The 15,833-nt window shown below is 43.9% G+C and carries 14 protein-coding genes; 11 read left to right on the forward strand and 3 right to left on the reverse strand.

The genetic code is table 11. The features are described from left to right. Positions 1–319 precede the first annotated feature (319 nt). Positions 320–856: a hypothetical protein gene (locus tag F551_RS0115415; protein ID WP_018998422.1), complete on the reverse strand. Its 537-nt coding sequence runs from the start codon at positions 854–856 to the stop codon at positions 320–322. After that, positions 853–1,518 carry a ParA family protein gene (locus F551_RS0115420; RefSeq protein WP_018998423.1) on the reverse strand — a complete coding sequence of 222 codons (666 nt, stop codon included), beginning with the start codon at positions 1,516–1,518 and terminating at the stop codon, positions 853–855. Before F551_RS0115420 ends, F551_RS0115415 begins: the two co-directional genes overlap by 4 nt. 353 nt (positions 1,519–1,871) lie before the next feature. Between F551_RS0115420 and F551_RS0115425 the strand changes: the two genes are divergently transcribed. The 8 genes from F551_RS0115425 to F551_RS0115460 all read left to right on the forward strand — a co-directional run bounded on the left by F551_RS0115425 (position 1,872) and on the right by F551_RS0115460 (position 11,178). Then, positions 1,872–3,152, forward strand: a complete 1,281-nt coding sequence (locus F551_RS0115425; RefSeq protein WP_018998424.1) for a hypothetical protein — start codon at positions 1,872–1,874, stop codon at positions 3,150–3,152. 112 nt (positions 3,153–3,264) lie between these two features. Continuing rightward, complete coding sequence (gene rfbA, locus F551_RS0115430; protein WP_018998425.1) at positions 3,265–4,137, forward strand: glucose-1-phosphate thymidylyltransferase RfbA; 873 nt, start codon at positions 3,265–3,267, stop codon at positions 4,135–4,137. A 30-nt stretch (positions 4,138–4,167) separates the two neighbouring features. Then, the gene (rfbC, locus tag F551_RS0115435; RefSeq protein ID WP_033405259.1) at positions 4,168–4,743 is read left to right on the forward strand and encodes a dTDP-4-dehydrorhamnose 3,5-epimerase; all 576 of its coding nucleotides are present in this window, start codon (positions 4,168–4,170) and stop codon (positions 4,741–4,743) included. Further along, positions 4,740–5,783 (forward strand): dTDP-glucose 4,6-dehydratase, encoded by a 1,044-nt coding sequence (gene rfbB / locus F551_RS0115440; protein ID WP_018998427.1) that lies wholly within the window; start codon positions 4,740–4,742, stop codon positions 5,781–5,783. The genes rfbC and rfbB overlap by 4 nt, the downstream gene beginning before the upstream one ends. Positions 5,784–5,974: 191 nt before the next feature. Next, on the forward strand, positions 5,975–7,663 hold the full coding sequence (locus F551_RS0115445) for a type I secretion system permease/ATPase (protein WP_018998428.1): 1,689 nt from the start codon (positions 5,975–5,977) through the stop codon (positions 7,661–7,663). Next, a complete protein-coding gene (locus F551_RS0115450; protein ID WP_018998429.1) occupies positions 7,660–8,961 on the forward strand; it encodes an HlyD family type I secretion periplasmic adaptor subunit in 1,302 nt (433 codons plus the stop codon). Before F551_RS0115445 ends, F551_RS0115450 begins: the two co-directional genes overlap by 4 nt. Positions 8,962–9,007: 46 nt before the next feature. After that, positions 9,008–9,592, forward strand: a complete 585-nt coding sequence (locus F551_RS17230; protein WP_018998430.1) for a DUF805 domain-containing protein — start codon at positions 9,008–9,010, stop codon at positions 9,590–9,592. A 2-nt stretch (positions 9,593–9,594) separates the two neighbouring features. Continuing rightward, positions 9,595–11,178 (forward strand): tetratricopeptide repeat-containing sulfotransferase family protein, encoded by a 1,584-nt coding sequence (locus F551_RS0115460; protein WP_018998431.1) that lies wholly within the window; start codon positions 9,595–9,597, stop codon positions 11,176–11,178. A gap of 34 nt (positions 11,179–11,212) precedes the next feature. Here F551_RS0115460 and F551_RS0115465 read toward each other — a convergent pair whose 3' ends face one another. After that, positions 11,213–12,184 carry a hypothetical protein gene (locus F551_RS0115465; RefSeq protein WP_018998432.1) on the reverse strand — a complete coding sequence of 324 codons (972 nt, stop codon included), beginning with the start codon at positions 12,182–12,184 and terminating at the stop codon, positions 11,213–11,215. Positions 12,185–12,388: 204 nt separating this feature from the next. On the opposite strand from F551_RS0115465, the gene F551_RS0115470 reads away from it, so the two are divergent. The 3 genes from F551_RS0115470 to F551_RS0115480 all read left to right on the forward strand — a co-directional run bounded on the left by F551_RS0115470 (position 12,389) and on the right by F551_RS0115480 (position 15,729). After that, a complete protein-coding gene (locus F551_RS0115470) occupies positions 12,389–13,405 on the forward strand; it encodes a nucleotidyltransferase family protein (protein WP_018998433.1) in 1,017 nt (338 codons plus the stop codon). Between the two features lie 107 nt (positions 13,406–13,512). Further along, on the forward strand, positions 13,513–14,520 hold the full coding sequence (locus tag F551_RS0115475) for an SDR family oxidoreductase (RefSeq protein ID WP_018998434.1): 1,008 nt from the start codon (positions 13,513–13,515) through the stop codon (positions 14,518–14,520). A gap of 102 nt (positions 14,521–14,622) precedes the next feature. Next, positions 14,623–15,729 (forward strand): glycosyltransferase family 4 protein, encoded by a 1,107-nt coding sequence (locus F551_RS0115480; RefSeq protein ID WP_018998435.1) that lies wholly within the window; start codon positions 14,623–14,625, stop codon positions 15,727–15,729. The last annotated feature ends 104 nt before the right edge of the window (positions 15,730–15,833 follow it).

A 15,833-nucleotide genomic window follows, 5' to 3' on the forward strand; every position in this document is an offset into this window, starting at 1 on the left:
GAACTTTCGCCGCAATTCAATGAAACAATAGCATATTGGAATATTGGCTTAGCTTTGCCTGTTTATTGGACACTACTAATTCGTCATGTTATAATATATCAAAACGACCTGCTTGGTTGCTTTTTTCATTAACCCTATTAGGGTATTTTTAAAAATGATGTTGCTTATTTTTTGTTCGGATGTATAAATCTGAAATTGAGATACAACAAGCTTCCCGCTGGGTTGGGGAGACGCTGGCGATTAGACACACTCCTACCTCTAAGTGTCTGATCGCCAGATCTTTTTGGAGAGAGGTTATCCCCTCTCCTCTGTTGGAAAACTACCTTACAAACCGGGTTCTGCCTTCAGCATGAAGGCGCGCATTGATAGCACCGAATACGTAAGTCGTTACATCTACATGATTTTCTAATGCAACAAGTTTTAGGAAGTGGCGCGAAGTTTCACTAATACGGAAGTTAAGCTGAACCTGCTTCCCCTTCCCTTTAATGCTTGAACGCGCATTGTCGTGCTCGTCGATAAAGCCTTTGATCCGGCGTTGATATTCGCCAAATGGTGTTGCTTTTTCTTGGCCCATTTCTTGAGCAATACCGTCTCTAGCTTCAGCCAGACTTTTATATTCACGCTGTTCTGGGTTTTGAACATCAAATGCAGCTTGAAGGTCAGCTGGTGAAACGCTCGGACCCATGCTGGTGTTTTCATCAACTTGAGGTGCGGCCGGTGGCGGTGTGGGAATGCCACGTGGAGCAGTTGCCTCCCCTGTTGCTTGCTGGTTGGCTTGTGGTTGAGGTGTATCTGCCTGCGGATTGTCCAAGTCTTTTCCGCGAATGTTTGGTTCTAGGCCTTTAAGGAAACTCATGCAGCATTCCCCCGCAAGCTTTTCATTTGCTCAAGGCGACTGCTCACCCACCCCCAAAGCTCTTTCACTTCTTTTGCAGCTTGTGTGCGCGGGTGCATTATTAAAGGTGAAGACCCAGCAGCTGCAGCTTCCATAAATTGGCTGCGGTCATGAATGATGTTTGGAGCTACAGGATATGAACATTTCACCTCAACAAACTGGCGTGCATCTTCGGCCAGATCTTTCATATCTTTTGGCACGCGATTTATCACAACTGCACCGGGCGTGTTAACTGTTGAAGCAATAGCAATCGTCGCTTCAATGGCCTCTAGATCGTAAGCTTGAGGCTGTGTTGGGATCAGAACAAGGTCCACCTCATTACAAATAAGGAAACTTTCTTGTCCAATATTTGGTGGCATGTCGTAAATAATGAGGTCCCTTCCCTCATTTTTTGCCGCCCTTAACAGCTGAGGAAGCCGATTTAGGGTCGCTGCGATGGTCATTGGCTCACCATCTAGACCCTGTTGTGTGCGTTTATCGAACTGATTTAGACTCGTCATTTGCGGGTCTAAGTCGAAAATAGCGACTTTTCTTCCCGCTTCATGGGCCGCAAATGCCAGATTTTGCGCCAACATTGTCTTGCCTGCGCCGCCTTTTTGGCTCGCCATCGCTATCAATTGCATGGGCTTTCCCTTTGGAACTCAAATATTTCCTTTAAACTACAGTGGATAGGTTTCTAGTTTGCTAACTAGCGAGAATTCTAGTTTTATAGTTGTTAGGATATCTAGATCTCTATATGTATGGATGTAGAGATAGATAGATGTCTGCACATATAGAGATACAGATGTATAGTGGTCTATACGTATATACAGCTACACATATATCACTATAGCTAGACAGATATATAGAAAACTATCATCCCGATTTAATAGGCATGCTTAACCGGACCTTAAGCAGACGGCGCTAATTATGGTGCTCAAATTCGCAAAAGAGGGCGACCTTGGGCTGCGATATAAGAGTATAGAGAGCCGGTGAGATGGGGATTTTCCCAAACAATAAGAGCGATAAGCATTCAGAACTTGCTCAAGTTGAAGCAGGTGATGCGCCTGAACATGGTCTACCAGGGCAAGTGATCCGCATTACAATCATCATGCTGGTGCTAACTTGCATGCTTCTTTCTGGCTATGGAAACATTATCACTTGGACAGAAGGGGTAGAGGGGGTCGATTATTGGATCGCCTTTGGAACTGGTATTATTTCCGAAATTATCGGAGCTGTTCTTCTTGTTGTCATTATATGGTGTTTTGCACGACCTAGCGTGCCACGTCTTTTAATGGCGCTCTTATTCTTTCCTGTTTGGTCAATGGCGACATTCCAAAATGCGAGTGCAAGTTGGTCTTACTATGTAGATGCTTCAAATGCGGAAGAAGAGGCGACTGCCCAGCGCCGTGCTTTAGAAAAAAAGAGTGCGCTAAAAACACAATCGACTTTGGCTGCTGAACGCATTGATGAGATAAAAGAAGAACTTTCCTTCATAGGAATGACGCGCACGCCAGATGAAATTAAATCTCAACGTGATCGTTTGCCTGATAATTATGTGACGAAACGTGCGCAATTGTCTGCCGAGCTCACAAAAGCTGAAAGACGAATTGAGCTTGATAAAGAATTGATCGAGCAACGAGGCATCCTTGCCACAACAACAGGGGCAGGGGCCAGTATTGAAGTATCATCTTCACTCGCGGGCTCTAAAGGTGTTGCTCCTCTAGCGGTTTCTGAAGATGGAGAATTAGAAGGTCCAAAATTCAATTCTTTCTGGAGCTTCTTGCAATTTGTGCAATCAAACCGTCTGGGTAGCCTTGTTCTCGTAATGGAGATCATGAAATCATTTGGTTTGTTGCTTGTTAATGTTGTCTTTGTGCGTGAAGCACAGAGCAGATCCATTCGGGAAACACACGCGCAGCAATCAAATATATATACCACGCCCATGGCTGCAAATGATGCTCGCTATGCTCAACAATCATCACAACCAGCTGCGCCAATCGCGCCCAAAGCTCAGCCATTGGGGCCAAAGCGGGCAAAAATTGTGAACATGGAGACGCCTGCGCCTAAGCCAACTGGTAAAGCAAAGCCAACTCCAGCGCCGCAACCACAAAATTCTACTGGACAAGTAGGGGCGGGCTTCGCCTTTGATTTTGCAGGTGAAGAGGGACGCGCACAATCTTCATCAGCACCGGAAGTGAAAAAGGCAGAAGAACCAGCTGAAGAAACTCAATCGGATGAGCCGCAAATCATCGGCATCGCCGGTAAGTTTGTTTGATTATCTCTGTCAGCGCTTTCTAAATATTTTGATATATCCCGACAGGTTCGTTGACCTTAAATCGGCTCATTGCTAGGCGAATATTCCAATTGGTTTATTTGTGAGGTGATTTGTGAAGGGTATTATCTTGGCTGGGGGCACAGGATCACGTCTTTTTCCAGTTACACTTGGTGTATCTAAGCAATTAGTGCCGGTTTTCGATAAGCCGATGATTTATTATCCGCTCAGTGTTCTCATGTTGTCCGGCATTAAGGATATTCTGATTATCACGACTCCAGTCGACGCGCCGGCTTTTCAAAGATTGCTGGGAGACGGATCACGTTTTGGCGTCAATCTTCAGTATGCTGAACAAGATGAGCCAAATGGGTTGGCAGAAGCATTTTTGATCGGTGAAAAGTTTATTGATGGACAACCTTGCGCTCTGATTTTGGGCGATAATATTTTTTACGGAGCAGGACTTCGAGATATTTGCCAAACAGCATCTCGACGTGAAAGCGGTGCCAGTGTTTTTGCGTACAAAGTTGCCGACCCTGAACGTTATGGGGTCGTGGATTTTGATGATAGCTTTAAAGCTTTAAGTATTGAAGAAAAGCCAACAACTCCGAAATCTAATTGGGCCGTCACCGGTTTGTATTATTACGATAAACAAGTTGTCGATATTGCCAAATCCATTACTCCATCTGAACGTGGTGAATTAGAGATTACCGACGTCAATCAAGCCTATTTAGACGCTGGAACTTTAGAGGTCCAAAAACTGGGTAGGGGATATGCGTGGTTGGATACTGGAACGCATGATAGCTTGCATGAAGCATCATCATTTGTACGCACGATCGAAAAACGTCAGGGGATTAAAATAGCCTGTCCTGAAGAAATTGGATTTCAAGCTGGTTATTTATCTTCTGAACAATTGCTTCAATCGGCAAATGAGTTGGGCAGGACGGCATATGCTGATTATCTGCGTAGAATTGTAGAAGACGCTAATTAATTCAGTTTATTTATGCCGAAGGCAATTGATATGAAAATCAGAGAGTTAGGACTTAAAGGGGTAAAAGAGATTATTCCACAGCGCTTTGGTGATGAACGAGGCTTTTTTTCTGAAACATACAATCAAGCAGCGTTTCAAGAAGCGGGTCTGCCTGCCAATTGGGTTCAAGATAATCACTCATTATCCTCTCAAAAGAATGTTTTAAGAGGGTTGCATTTTCAAACAGAACCTTTTGCGCAGGATAAATTAGTGCGGGTTGTGTCAGGTGAAATTTATGATGTGGCCGTTGATATTCGCAAAGGCTCACCTGACTATGGAAAATGGGTGGGGCTGACAGTTTCTGCTAAACTAGGAAATCAAATTCTAATTCCCAAAGGGTTTGCGCATGGATTTCTGACTTTGGCCGAAAATGTAGAAGTAGAATACAAGGTAAGTGCACCATATTCTCCTCCAAACGATTGCACCATATTATGGAATGACCCAGCCATAGGGATAGATTGGCCTTTCAGTGGAGACCCAATTTTGTCCAAAAAGGATAAAGAGGCCGCTCTATTGGGAGACGTCGAAAACAACTTTTTCTTTGAGAATGTAAGGCCATCAACATGAAAATAATGGTTACTGGTGGTGCGGGATTTATTGGATCGGCCGTATGTCGTTATTTGGTTGGTCAAAGGAATGTATCAGTCGTCAATGTTGATAAACTTACTTATGCTGCCAACCTGCAGTCTCTAAAAGATATTGAAAATAGTTCTAATTATACTTTTGAAAAGATTGATATTTGTGACGGAGAAGCAGTTTTATCTGCGATGAAAAAGCATCGAATTGATGCAATCATGCATTTAGCCGCTGAAAGTCATGTGGATCGCTCAATAGATGGACCAGCTGCATTCATACAGACCAATATTATTGGGACGTATTCTATGCTGGAAGCTGCCCGAACGTATTGGAGAGATGAACTAAAAGAAATTGAAAATTTCCGTTTTCACCATGTTTCAACTGATGAAGTGTTTGGTGATTTGCCGTTTGACGGAAGTTTGTTTTCTGAAACGACAAGTTATGCGCCGTCGTCACCTTATTCGGCTTCCAAAGCGTCTTCAGACCATTTAGTGCAAGCATGGCACCGCACTTATGGATTGCCTATTGTGGTGAGTAATTGCTCCAATAATTACGGCCCGTATCATTTCCCTGAAAAACTTATTCCACTTGTTGTTCTAAACGCTTTGGAAGAAAAAACTCTACCAGTCTACGGGAAAGGGGATAATGTGCGTGATTGGTTATACGTGGAAGATCACGCGGTGGCGCTTACGAATGTGCTTGAAAAGGGCAAAGTTGGGCAAAGCTATAATATTGGTGGCAATGCAGAACGGACAAATCTGGAAGTTGTTCATACCATTTGTGATATTTTGGATGAATTACGTCCAACAGCAACTTCTCGCCGCGAGTTGGTCCAATTTGTGTCTGACCGGCCCGGCCATGACAGAAGATATGCAATAGATGCGAGCAAGATAAAGAAAAATTTGGGTTGGAGCCCATCTGTTTCTTTTGAGCAAGGCCTTGAAAATACTGTGAAATGGTACCTCGATAATGAATGGTGGTGGAAACCTATTCGGGAAGGGCGCTACGCAGGCCAGCGTTTAGGTAAGTAGTTACTCCTAACTCAACCCAAACTTTCAACCTTCTTTTACCTCCCAAGCAATAAAAGCACATGGTTGTGGAAAAGCTGTCTTTTGGCAGCTTTTGTGCATTAGTGTGTGGGTTGTTTCACCTTGATGCAATATATGCTGATAGGGGAATCTAATTTATCGGGCTGAAATGCTCAAAACGGTTGGGGTCATCATTGATTTATTCAAACTCTCTTTCGCGCGAAACGTTGAAGAAACTACGCCGCGAATTCTGGATGTTGTGCATATTTAGTTGTGCGATCGGTTTGTTATTTCTAACTGGCCCTTTGTATATGATGCAGGTCTATGACCGCGTTTTGAACAGCCAATCTATTCCAACGCTCTTTGGTTTGACCATGCTTATTGTTGTTTTGTATGCAGCGATGGGTGTGCTCGATTGGGCGCGCAACGGTCTATTTTCTATGATCGCTTCCAAAGTGGAAGAGGATTTGTCCGATCCCGTTTTAGATGCGACATTGGACGAACGGATTCGATCTGCGGGTAGGGGACAAAACCCTGCGCTTTCTCATTTGCAGACTGTGCGCCGTTTTCTATCAAGCCCAACAATGTCAGCTGCCTTTGATGCGCCTTGGTCATTTGTGTTCCTGCTCGTCTTATTCATGTTGCACTGGGCCTATGGTGTGATGGCAATGATCGGTGGATTGGTGCTCGTGACGATCTCCATCCTCAATCAAGTGTTTATGTCACGTCCTCTAAGTGAAGCAGAAGGGCAAAGCCGTGTGGCGCAATCACATGCGAGCGAAACAACTAATGAAATTGCCACCGCCCAAGCTTTGGGAATGAGAGATGTAAGATCTAAGGGATGGCGTCAGCGTTTGGATGTTGCAGATCAAACCATGCGCGAAGCATCAGGTACTTTGGGCATTTTTACAGCCAGCGCGAAGACATTCCGCATGATGTTGCAATCTGGTATTTTGGGACTGGGTGCTTGGTTGGTGATTGAAGGTTATTCAACACCGGGGACAATGATTGCTGCATCAATATTGATGGGCAGGGTGATTGCACCTGTAGAGCAGATTACATCTCAATGGCGTTCTGTTTCTGGAGCTAAGTCTGCATGGCAGGCGCTTACACAGCTTGTTCCTTCTAGAGAAGAAGAGGTGGAGCAGCCAATGAGCTTGCCGCCTATCACTGGAAAACTATCAGTGGAAAATATCGTGGCGGGGCCGGAGGGCCAAGAGAAGCCAGTCCTCAGAGGTTTAAACTTTGATCTGGAGCCTGGTGATTGTGTTGCAATCATAGGGAAAAGTGCATCAGGGAAAACAACGCTCGCCAAAACAATCACAGGCACATTGAAACCAAGATCGGGTGTTGTGCGTTTTGATAATGCAAGCCGTGAAAACTATAATCCAGATGAATTAGGTAAGCAGATAGGGTATTTGCCCCAAGTTGTTGGGTTGTTTGAGGGAAGCATTCAAGAAAATATTTCGCGTTTTCAACCTGATGCGACACCAGAAACTGTTATTGAAGCGGCCCGCGCTGCAGATTGTCATGAATTCATTCTTGAAATGCCAAATGGGTATGACACGCAAATCGGGATGGGTGGGGCATATCTATCAGGTGGTCAAAAGCAGCGCATAGGGCTAGCACGTGCAATGTATAATGACCCTAAGCTCGTTATTTTGGATGAACCTAATTCAAACCTCGATAGCGAGGGGGAAATCGCGATGCAGCGTTCCATCGCCAAAATGCGGGAGAGGGGCACAACAGTCGTTTTAATCGTGCATCGTCAATCTGCTTTGAAGCATTGTAACAAGCTTTTGGTGATTGAAGATGGCCGCGTTCAGCACTTTGGAGAAAAAGAAGCTGTACTGGCGCAATTGCGTGGAGGGACAAGCTCATGATGATGATGACGCAAGGTCCACAGGGACGCGACAATAGCCCAAAGCGATTTCACTTTATCGGATTAGCGACAATCCTGACAATTTTTGGTGGTCTGTTTTTATGGTCGGTCATCGCGCCATTTGAGGGGGCGATCATTTCTCAAGGCACGATTACGGTTGAATCAGAACATAAAGCAATTCAACACCTTGAAGGTGGTATCGTGGCTGAAATCCACGCACGGGAAGGCCAATCTGTTGCCAAAGGTGATTTGTTGATCCGGTTGGATGGCACTTCAATTCAAGCGCGATTGTCTAGTATTGATGCTCAACTAAATGACCTCATAGCCCGTGAAGCGCGTTTGATTGCAGAACGAGATGGCAAGAAGAAACCTGTTTTACGTGACGCATACGTTGGGAAGTCTGAAGTCCAATCTGTGTTGGACAACCAAATTGAATTGCTGGTGGCGAGACTAGATGCCCGCAATACACGCATTGCGATATTAAACCAAAAAATTGATCAGATGAATCAGGTCATTAGCGGTTCCAAAGCAGATATTGCTTCAAAGTTCGAGCAAGTTGTTTTGCTGAATGAAGAAATTACCAGTCTTCAAACTTTGGTGGATAAAGGCCTTAGCCCGAAACCAAGATTGCTGGCTTTGCAACGCGAACGCTCACAGATGAATGGCGCGATCGAAACAATCAGATCGGAGATTGCCGCCACAGAAGTGCGTATTGGTGAAACCCGTCTTGAGATGATCCAGCTAAAAGAAGGTTTCTTAGAAGAAGTATTATCTGAATTAAACGATGTGCAGACCAAATTGGCGACTTTGTTAGAGGAGAGGGCTGCTGCCTTTGACCAGATATCTCGTTTGGAGATCCGTTCACCCCGCGCTGGTATAGTGCTTGGTATCCGCACGCATACGCTTGGCGGAGTGGTTGGGGCAGGTACGCCTATCATGTTCATCGTGCCTAGAGATGACGTGTTGGTGGCGAAAGTGCGCGTATTACCGATGGACGTTGATAAGATATTTGCATCCCAAACAGCGCGTGTTCGCTTCAGTGCATTTAATCAGAAAAATACACCTGAAACTGATGGTGAAGTGCTCAAAGTATCTCCTGATATCATTCAAGATGAAAACACTGGTCAGTCTTATTATGAGGCAATCATCAATTTGAACGATACCGCTGATTTAAAAGGTGAGTTTCAATTGGTGCCGGGAATGCCGGTTGAGGTGATATTGCGCACAGACTCTCGAAACGCTTTCTCATATCTGACCAAACCATTGTTTGACTCTGTTGAACGCACCTTTAGAGAATAGATTGGAATTCTTCTTAGGAAGTAAGGTGCGATAATTGAAGTCTTTGATGGAATATCTGTTCAGTTTCGAGGGACGCATAAGCCGTTCTGGTTGGTGGATAAGAACAGTGTTCATCTTGCCTCTGCTGTTGGCTTTGATGTCGGCTATGATCCTGTCATTTGCCTTTGCAATGGAAGGCCGTGAATTTTCGGTTGGGTTGAACTTGGTTGCTATATGGGTAGCTATCGTCATGGGTGTTACCATGCATGTGTCGACTTCCGTGCGCCGCCATCATGATTTGGGCAATTCCGGTTGGAATGTCTTGTGGGTATTGTTCCCCGTTATTGGTGCTCTAATCGATATCATAATGAGTGGCTTTGTGCCGGGGCAGGAGGGGCCTAATAAATATGGACCGTCACCAAAAGCTCGTTCCAGTAAAACGCGGTCAGATTTAGAAATAAGAGCGACCTCTGAGAAGCTAAATTCTGTTGAAGAGCCTGCGCAATCCTATTCAGAAAGACCAGTAAAGAAGGCGCACCCCATAGTCTCAACCAAAAGATCGTCTTTTGCGAAGTCAGATTCCTTTGGGAAACAGACACAATTGGTGACAAGGCATGTGAGCATTTGGGAAAGAGTGCTTGGTAAAAAGTAGCGATGAGTATTTTTGGTGTAGATAGCAAAAACCTTAGTAAGCAACAGAAAATAAAGAGATTACGTGAGGTTTCTCAAAAAGCTGAAGCGGATTTAGAGCATGTTGATGTTGTTGTTTCAGCTGCTGCCAACTTTACGGTTGGAAGTGCGCTATTAGAACAAGGCAAGGTTTTAAAGGCGCTTGAATATCTTCAAATTGCGGCAAACAAACAAAGCCAAAACCCTCAATATTTAGCGGTTTTGGCGAAAGCCAACCTGATGCTTCGCAATGAGGCAAAAGCACGTGCGTTTGCAGAAAGCGCAATGAGTTTAGATCAAGAGTTGTCTCCTGAAATTGCGTATACGCTGGGGTATGTGTTTACGCGATTGGGAAATCATGGCGTTGCGCTGGGCCTGTTTGAGAAGGCCGTTGAGCTTGAGCTGGAGAACAAGGACTATCTAGATAACCTTGCTCAATCCTATGTATTCTTGGGGAAGAATGAGGCGGCTATAAATCTCTATGACACGGTTTTGAGATTGGATGCTGGTTCCGGAAAGGCATTTCTAGGCCTTGCAGACCTTGAAAAACCGACACTTGAGAAAAACCGTTTGGGACAATTGAAAGATGCAATGTCTCAATCCACCAGCTTGAGAGAAAAAATCCGTATTGGGTTTGCTCTTGGCAAAACTTATGAAGCTTTAGGGCAGTGGGACAACGCTTTTAAGAGCTTTGATCAGGCCAATTCTGATTTCATGGCCAAGCTTAAGTTTAACGTGGCTGATGATGAGCGCCTGATAGACACCTTCAAAAGCGTTTATTTGAATGACCTGAAACAACAAAATTCCAATATCAAAGATGAAGTGTTGTTTGTTGTGGGTATTCCCCGAACAGGCACCACATTGGTGGACCGCATATTATCTGCGCATTCAAAAGTGGTGTCGGCTGGAGAACTTCAATCCATGCCGCTTGCTGTTAAATTAGCATCGGCGACAAATTCCAAAATTGTGTTGGATGAGGATACCATTATCAAGGCAGGCAGGGCAGATATTGAAGCAGTGGGCCGGGCATATCTAGATAATGCGCGTATCCACGAAGGGGCTAATCATGGTATTGTTTTTACAGATAAATTGCCACTTAACTTCATGTATGCTGGCTTCATTTTAAAAGCTTTGCCGAATGCAAAAATAGTTTGTCTACGTCGTGAACCCATGGATACTGTTTGGAGCAATTACAAACACTTATTCGGGGGCGGGGCGCGCTATCATACTTATTCCTATGACCTGATTAGCATTGCGCGTTTTTATATAGCTTACAAACAGATTACTGATTTCTGGGCGCAGGAATTTCCTGAGCGTTTCATGGTATTGGATTATGAAAACCTGGTTGCAGATCAAAGATTATACACCCAACAGCTACTATCTCATTGCGGATTGGATTGGGAAGAGGGGTGCCTTGATTTTCATTCCTCAACCAAAGCCGTGGCGACTCCCTCAGCATCGCAGGTCAGGAAGCCTCTCTATTCTGGTTCCATCGGCAAATGGACGAATTACGCCGAGCAATTGGAAGAGGTGAGGGCGTTTTTTGAGGCTGATGACGTGATTGGATAAGAGACGGCTTTTCGCCAAAAGAAGTCATTCCTGTTTATCTGTCGGTCAATTCAAATTCATCAAGAAAATCATCGTTGTTATTTGCTTTAAGGAAATTTATGTATTCCTCAAACTGAACATAATGTCCTTGAGTTACGCATACATTTAACAGTATCCGAGTAAGGTAACGTTGCAAATATATCCGATCGTTATCACGCAACACTTCATGCTGAGTAAGCATTATATTTTCAAAAAATTTTGATTGATGGCATAGTGGCTCTAGCTTAGCTCGGCGTTCAAATACATTAGTATTTAATAAACCCACATATTCTGAAATATTGTCGATGTAGGAAAGACAATTCCGACTGGCTATAATCATTTGATCCTTAGATGACGCAATTGAATTCTCGCGCCGACTTCTAGAAAATTTATGCTTATCTGTAAGGCAATCGTTTTTTATCTTATTCATTGTCCAAAAATATAATTCAAATTTTTCATCATTGCTAGAAGCTGAAATTGGTCGATTCAGATCATCGCGCCATCTGCTTAAAGAATTTAATTCTTGGCGGCTCTCTATACCTAAGGCCTTGTCTTGAGACACTAGTTCATAGTTGATCACAATGTTTTCAATTTTCGAAAACAGCTCGTATTCACCTTGAAGAACGCATATTTCGAAGAAGACATTCATGTAGTCATCTAAATCAAAAAGCAATTCACCTAGAGCGCCGCTTTTCAAAACTACTTCAGTGGAAATGAGTTCCTTGTCAGAACACATAGGTTTGAGAATGCGCAGCCGCTCCAGCTGATTGACGTTAAATTCTTCATAAAACATATCTGGGTCAAATAACAATTCTCTAAAATGAGAACATTCATTGTTTGAAGAAAGTGCTAGTTTGCTACAATGTTCTTTGAATCCGCTCACGATATTGGAAGACTGCGCATCAACAGTCAGTTCGGCCGAGCCGTTAGAGACGCAACTCACCAAAAAGTGTATATAACACACGCCTATTAAATGAAGTAATTTCATTGCCCCCCCTAATTAGTTCTACTTCAAAGATACATCTGAAAAAAAACGGTCGGCAAGATTTTATCTAATACCGTTAAGTATCCTCGGTCGTTTTGGTATTCGAGAATACATTAAATTTCGTTTTGTTCATCAGTCCGTTTAGGGCCATTTATTGCCTCATTCGTCGAATTTGCACTACATGAATAATTCGTGTAGTGTAATGTTATGAGAGATTTACCAGCAACCACTCAAACTGTTTATGCCAATCTTCTACAGATGCACCTAAATAGGCCTGTAGGGGAGTTTGTTGGTTCGCCGTTTAAACGGGAAAAAGAAGGTAAACATTATTGGTACGCGACACAACGCATAGGAAATAGTTCGCCGCGTCAAATATATATTGGCCCTGATACCGACGAGATTAAACAACGCATTCGCTCAATGCAGGAGCGGGGAGTGGCTGATAAGGAATTTAAATTAACAGCTTCCAAAGCAATTGCGCAATTAAGAGCTGCGGGGTTAACGGGATTGGATCGGCAAACGGGATCGGTGTTGAGGGCGCTGACGAATAGCGGTGTGTTCCGTCTTGGCGGAACTTTAGTTGGGACGCATGCCTTCAATCACTATTCGCAAGCATTGGGCGTGGAGTTTACGTCTGAAAATAGAGAATGGGTCGCTCAGACCGAAGATGTCGATATTGCGAGCTTTGAGAAACTTTCTATGGCGATCGAGGATGTTGCATCCCCAGAATTATCTTTGACATTGGAGCATTTAGGTTTTCAACCCGCCAATTCTTTATATCCAAAGAAACCAACGAGTTGGACATTGCCGGGGTCGACTTATGCAATAGATTTTTTGGCACCGTCATTCAGCGATAAACCCGAACCCGTTAAATTGGCGGCATTGGATGTTTGGGCGCAAGGGCTGCATTATCTGAACTTTTTGATCAAAGAACCAATTCCCGTGATTGCCATATATATGGAAGGTTTATTGGTTCAAATTCCTTCGCCAGAGCGTTATGCAATTCATAAATTGATTGTATCTCAATTGCGGAATGCGGCTATGCAGACCAAAGCAAAGAAAGACCTTGAGCAGGCAAAATTGCTCATTGAATATCTTCTTGAAACCCGTCCGTATGAATTGAAAGAAGTTTTGGAAGAAGCATATGGAAATGGTCCTAAATGGAGACAAATTCTAGATCGCGATCCCTTGAAAGTAATCGAGAGAATACGAGATGGAGTTTAGCGATTGCAGTAGTTTAATGACGGCAAAGCAGTATTGTGCTTGCCATGCGTGACGTAAGCGTTACGAACCATTCATGGACATAAACAGTTTAGATTGACGAGTTGAGCATGAAGATATTTGTAACGGGTGAGACGGGGCAGGTTGTCAAAGCGTTGATCAAGCTGGCTGATAAAGACACGCTGGATGTTTATACAGCCGGTCGCCCATGGCTCGATCTGGCGAAACTCACAGATGATGACAAATGCGAACACCTTCAAAAGATGATTGAAGATATTGGGCCGGATGTTGTGATCAATGCCGCTGCATACACGAATGTCGATAAAGCGCAGGAAGAGCCAGATGAAGCTGCTGCGGTGAATGAAACTGGGGCAGGGGCTGTGGCGATGGCTGCGCACAAGTTTGGCCTACCTGTTGTTCAAATTTCTACTGATTATGTTTTTTCTGGTGACAAACAGGCAGAAATATTTGATCCAAATAATCCAGATTATGAAGATTACGATGAAGAAGACCTTGAAGATGCACGCGCCAATCTCAGCGATGGATCTTATGTAGAAACCGATCCAATAGGGCCAAAGTCTATTTATGGACAGACCAAGCTGGATGGTGAAAAGCTGGTTGCGTATTCTAATCCCAAACATGTGATTTTACGGACGAGTTGGGTGTTTTCAGAAACAGGAAATAACTTTTTAAAAACAATGTTGCGCGTAGGAGCACAACGCGATGAGCTACGTGTTGTAAGTGATCAACTTGGTGCGCCAACGCATGCAGATGATATTGCGGCGACTATTGTTGAAGTTTCTAAAAAATTGATCGCTGAACCAGATAATAATGATCTCTACGGTGTGTTCCATATGACAAGTGCTGGGCACACATCTTGGCATGGTTTTGCTGAAGCGATTTTTGAGGCGTCTGAAGTGGCTGATGGTCCAAAACCGAATGTTTTGCCAATTTCGACAGAAGAATACCCATTGCCGGCACCACGTCCGAGCAATTCCCGTTTAGACTGTTCCAAACTTGAAAAAGTGTATGGCATCCAAATGCCAAGCTGGAAAAATAGAATAATGAAAACAGTTGTTAAAGTGCTTGGTCAAACGGGAGAGGCTGGGGCTTCATAATTTCAATTATGAATTGAAGGGCTTGATTTACTGCGAAATCTGCTAGAATTTTCTCTATGTCGAATGTATCCCAATGGGCTGTAGCGTACTGGGGAGTTGGTTGTGCATAAAAGTTCTGGTTTAGCGATAAATGGCGCGTTTTTACATAGAGACGCCTATCCAGAAGGTCGGGTTGCATCCGAATATCTGCGCGCATTTCAATCGCTCAAGAAACAACAGCGTTATTATGAAATATTGGCTGACCTGGAAGTATTGCTGACGGAAGATTCTTACACAGATGTTCCCGGGTTGACTGCGCGCTATGAACAAAAGGGAAAACTACCGAGACCTGTTTGGCAGCAAACTCAACTACCCATGATGGCTAAGAATAGATTGTTGCTGAATTTTTGTAACATCGGACCAATTTTCAGGTCGCATGCGGTTGGGTTTATTCATGATGTAAATGTGTATGAGAGCCCGCAATCATATTCAAAACCGTATGTATTATATACCAAATTTCTCAACGCGATGATGGGGAAACACTACAAGCGTATCTATACTGTATCCCAATATTCTGCTGATGCGCTTGTTGAAAAAGGCGTTGTAAAAAGAGAAAATATTCGTGTGATTCATAATGGAGTTGATCACGCGGATAGAACGCCCACTGATGAACGCATTTTATCTGAGCATGGCCTGAAGAAGAATGGTTATGTGTTAGGGTTATCCAATTCCTATAAACATAAAAATATGGGCGTGGTGATGGATTGCTTCAGCAAAATGGCGCGTCCACAACATCATGTATCCATGCCGCTTGTCTTGTTTGGACCTGATATGAAAGAGACATTTCAGGATGAGGGTATTGAGCCTTCCAATCAGGTTGTTTTCACTGGACGGGTGAGTGAAGGAGAGCGCCGCGCATTATATGAGAATGCGTTGTGTTTTGTGTTCCCGTCCAAGCATGAAGGGTTTGGTTTGCCACCTGTGGAAGCCATGCGGTTGGGGTGTCCTGTCATTGCTTCACGTTGTGCTTCTATTCCAGAAGTTTGCGGAGAGGCGGCCATGTATGCGGATGCAGATGATGTGTCCAGCTGGTCAGCCGCCATATTAGAGCACGCTGAAAATAGTGTGTTAAGATCCAAAAATAGTGCGCTAGGAATTGCTCAGGCAGCTCAATACACTTGGGAAACCGCGGCGCGACATTTGTTGGATGATTTATTGGAAATTCGGTAGCATTAAATTTGCATTTGGTGTGAGTGGAATTAAATAAAGCTATAATTGTTCGGAAAAGGCACATTCCAGAACTGAAAGCGTATTGGGGGTTGCATAGTTCCTTA

The sequence above is a fragment of the Hirschia maritima DSM 19733 genome (genome assembly GCF_000378345.1).
GTDB lineage: Bacteria > Pseudomonadota > Alphaproteobacteria > Caulobacterales > Hyphomonadaceae > Hirschia > Hirschia maritima.